Origin of the sequence: Mesorhizobium sp. M1A.F.Ca.IN.020.06.1.1 (assembly GCF_004023265.1) — a bacterium.
GTDB lineage: Bacteria > Pseudomonadota > Alphaproteobacteria > Rhizobiales > Rhizobiaceae > Mesorhizobium.
The window spans coordinates 1-4,364 of record NZ_RZSR01000495.1 but is presented as its reverse complement, the minus strand read 5'-3'; the positions used below and the strand labels follow the sequence as shown (position 1 = coordinate 4,364).

General features: G+C 64.6%; 2 protein-coding genes. Both read left to right on the top strand.

The annotated features are described in order from the left end of the window. The first annotated feature begins 186 nt into the window (after nt 1–186). Entirely contained in the window at nt 187–2,832 is a 2,646-nt protein-coding gene (gene pepN / locus EOA60_RS20645) for an aminopeptidase N (RefSeq protein WP_095823705.1), read from the top strand. 176 nt (nt 2,833–3,008) lie between these two features. Further along, nucleotides 3,009–4,364, top strand: a 1,356-nt coding sequence (locus EOA60_RS20640; RefSeq protein WP_128311804.1) for a PAS domain-containing protein, incomplete at its 3' end; no start/stop codon positions are given.

Sequence of the window (4,364 nt, the reverse complement as noted above, 5' to 3'; positions counted from 1 at the left end):
GCGTATTGTGGCCGACGGGATGATCGACGGTCATCTTGCCTCGTGACGATGGTCGGAAAACGAAGCTCAGAAATAGACCCTGGCGCAGTTTTGTCGAGTGACCGTTTGGTGTAAAGAGCGCGGACTTTAGAATTCCCTCACCAGCAAAGCCTACTGCCCACCCGAATTGATAGGAAAAACGACGGAATGCGCACAGATACCGGCCATGTCTTCAAGCTCGAAGACTACCGCCCCAGCGACTATCTCATTCCGCGGACCAGCCTCGATTTCCGTCTGTCTCCGGATGCCACCCGCGTCACTGCCGTGCTCACCGTCGAGCGACGCCAGGGGGTCGCCGCTTCTACGCAGCTGGCGCTCGACGGCGACGGGCTGAAGCTGCTCGGCGTTGCCATCGACGGGCAGGTTCTCCCGGAAGCCGACTATCAGGCCACGCCCGACCAGCTGACCATTCCGACGCCGCCGGCGGCACGGCGCTTCGAGCTTCGTCTCGAGACCGAGAGCGCGCCGTCCAGCAACGAGGCGCTGATGGGCCTTTATCGCTCCAACAATGTCTATTGCACCCAATGCGAGGCGGAGGGGTTTCGCCGCATTACCTATTTCCTCGATCGTCCAGACGTCCTCTCGGTCTACACCGTGCGCATCGAGGCGCCGCACAACGAGGCGCCGCTGCTGCTGTCCAACGGCAACCCCGTAGAAAGCGGGGCGCTCGCGGATGGCCGGCACTATGCCGTCTGGCACGACCCCTTCCCGAAGCCTTCCTATCTCTTTGCGCTGGTGGCTGGCGCGCTCGGCAAGGTCGCGGGAAGCTTCACCACCCTATCCGGCCGCAAGGTCGAGCTCGGCATCTATGTCGAGCCCGGCAAGGAGCGGCTCGCCGGCTACGCGATGGATGCGCTGAAGCGCTCGATGAAATGGGACGAGGAGGTCTTCGGCCGCGAATACGACCTCGACGTCTTCAACATCGTCGCCGTGTCAGACTTCAACATGGGCGCCATGGAGAACAAGGGCCTCAACATCTTCAACGACAAATATGTGCTTGCCGACGAGGAGACGGCGACCGATGCCGATTTCGCCAACATCGAGGCGATCATCGCGCATGAATATTTCCACAATTGGACCGGCAACAGAATCACTTGCCGCGACTGGTTCCAGCTCTGCCTGAAGGAAGGGCTGACGGTTTACCGCGACCACGAATTCTCGGCCGACCAGCGCTCGCGCGCGGTAAAGCGCATCGCCGAGGTGCGCACGCTGCGCGCGCATCAGTTCCCCGAGGACCAGGGGCCATTGGCGCATCCGGTCAGGCCGCGCCGCTACCGCGAGATCAACAACTTCTACACGGCAACAGTCTACGAGAAGGGCTCGGAAGTGGTGCGCATGATCCGCACCATCCTCGGAGCGGAAACCTTCCGAGCCGGTATGGACCTCTATTTCGAGCGGCATGACGGCGAAGCGGCGACGATCGAGGACTTCCTCAAAGTGTTCGAGGACGTCTCGGGCCGAGACCTCGGGCAGTTCGCGCTCTGGTACCATCAGGCCGGCACGCCGAACCTGACGGTGAGTTCCTCCTACAATGCGGCGGCCAAGGCATTCACGCTGGAGATCGAACAGTCGGTGCCGCCGACGCCGTCGGAAAGCCGCAAGCGACTGATGCATATTCCCCTCGCCTTCGGCCTGGTCGGCGCCGGCGGCAAGCCTGTCGCCTGGACAGCCGTCGATGGCGCCACCGTCGAGGACGGCATCATCCATGTCCGAAAGCGGCGGCACACGGTGCGCTTCTCGGGGGTTTCGGAGCGGCCTTCGGTGTCGCTCAACCGCGGCTTCTCGGCGCCGATCACGCTCTCGGTGCAGCAGAAGGCCGACGACCAGTTCTTCCTGGCCAGCCATGACAGCGATCCTTTCTCGCGCTGGCAGGCCTTCAACACGCTGCTCACCGACGCGCTCATAGCGGCGTTCCGCCAGCTGCTGGGCGGCAAAGAGTCGGCCTTCGACGCAAAGCTCGCCGAGCTTGCCGGAAGCATTGCCCGCGACGATACGCTGGAGCCGGCCTACCGGGCGCTGGCTCTGTCGCTGCCCGGCGAGGCCGATATTGCGCGCGACATCGGCCAGGGCATCGATCCCGACGCCATTTTCGTCGCCCGCGAGGCGCTGGCGCGGACGATTGCCATGGCGAATCGCGAGATCTTCTCGGCCCTTTACGCCAGCCTGGCCGACAACGGTCCGTTCACGCCCGACTCGGCAAGCGCTGGGCGCCGCGCGCTGCGCAACATCCTGCTCGATTACCTGTCGCTCCTGCCCGATGGCGCGGCGCTTGCCGCGCGGCATTTCAACGCCGCCACCAACATGACCGACCGCGCCGCGGCGCTGACCGTGCTGGCGCACCGTCATGCCGGCTCCGCGCAAGCGGAGGAGGCACTGTCGGCCTTCGAGATGAGATACCGCGGCGATGCGCTGGTGCTCGACAAATGGTTCCAGATCCAGGCCGGAGTGCCGGGACCGCTGACCGTCGAAAACGTGCGCGCGCTGATGCAGCACCCTGCCTTCTCGATCGCAAATCCGAACCGGGTGCGCTCGCTGATCGGCACCTTCTCCAGCGCCAACCAGACCGGCTTTCATCTTTCCGGCGGCCAAGGCTACCGCTTCTTCGCCGAGACCGTGCTGGAGGTCGAGAAGCGCAACCCGCAAGTGGCAGCACGGCTGGCGACGGCGCTCAGGTCCTGGCGCTCGCTGGAACCGGTCCGGCAGAACAAGGCAAGGCAGGCACTGCTGCAGATCGCGAACGCCGACAACCTGTCGGCCGACTTGCGCGACATCGTGGAGCGGACGCTGGTGTGATTAGCAATCTCCCCCCTCGTGGGGGAGATCAGCAGTTTCGACGAATTTCAATCAACTTTTAATCTTTTTTGGCCGCGCCTCTGGACAAGGCGAATCACCTTTGATTCCTTATTGACGATTCGGACGTGCGGCGTAGCCGGATCGTCAAGTATGCGGCAAATCGGGGAGTGCCATTTATGGCCAAGACGGACGCGTGGGGCGCGCCCGGAGGGAGAGCTTTTGCGCGTCGCGAGGCAAGGAGCGGCGGGCCTGCCGGCAATGCGCGTCTGATCGCCGAACCCGCCTACCAGCGGCTGCTGGCGGCGGAACCGCTGCTGCGCCGCTCCATCCCCGCACTGATCATCATCTTCCTGATCGTCATCGCCGCACTGCGCTTCCTGTCGCTGGTGAACGACCGCGACGAGGTCGAACGCGACGCCAAGTCGGTGCTGGCGTTAGCCGCCGGCCAGATGGCACAGGCGATTACGGCCGACCCGAACGCAGCCGGCGTGAATGCGACGGACCTTCTGGAGAAGACCAGCCGCCAGGGCGCCATGGGTCGCAGCCACGTGCTGGCCATCACCGACGGCGCTTTCAAGATCGTCGCGGTATCGCCGTTGTCGACCGGCTGGCAGGGACGCTCGCTGGACAGCCTCGTGCTCGGCGGCCAGCCGCTGTTCATGTTCGGCGACCGCGCCGGCGTTATGGATGTCAGCATCGGCGGCAAGGACTGGTTCGCCGCCGTCAGCCTCACCGGCGACCGCAAGAACGCCGCGGCGATGCTGGTGCCCAAGGAGGCGGTGTTCGACAGCTGGCGCAAGACGGTGTCGCTCAATGTCACGTTGTTCGTGCTGACGGCCGGCGTGCTGATCGTCATCCTTTACGCCTATTTCGGCCAGGCGGCGCGCGCCCAGGCGGCCGACCGCATCTATCTCGAAGCGCATCAGCGCATCGACATGGCGCTGGTGCGCGGCCGCTGCGGGTTGTGGGACTGGGACATGGTGCGCGGCAAGATGTACTGGTCGCGCTCGATGTACGACATGCTAGGCTACGAGCCTTGCGACACAATGCTGTCCTTCGGCGAGGTCGACGAGATCATCCATCCCGACGACGGCGACCTCTTCGAGCTCGCCAACCGCATCGTCGAGCGCGAGATCGACCATATCGACCAGGTGTTCCGCATGCGCCACGCCGACGGCCAATGGGTGTGGATGCGCGCCCGCGCGCAGGTGATCGACCCGGAAGCGCCCGAGATCCAGCTGATCGGCATCGCCGTCGACGTCACCGAGCAGCGGCATCTCGCGCTGCGCTCGGAAGCGGCGGACATGCGGCTGCGCACGGCGATCGAGAACATCAACGAATCCTTCGTGCTATGGGATGCCGCCGAACGGCTGATCATGTGCAACTCCAAATTCCAGCAGGACAACGGGCTCTCGGACCGCGACGTGATGCCGGGCGCAACCCGCGACATGCTGGAGGAGCGCATGCTCGCCTTCGCCTCCGAGCGCAGGCTGGCCAACGCCAACGGGCCGCATGGCGGTGTGACGCTGGAG

Coding starts and splice junctions, on each gene's coding strand:
- pepN (WP_095823705.1), top strand. CDS start 187: ATGCGCACAGATACCGGCCATGTCTTCAAGCTCGAAGACTACCGCCCC.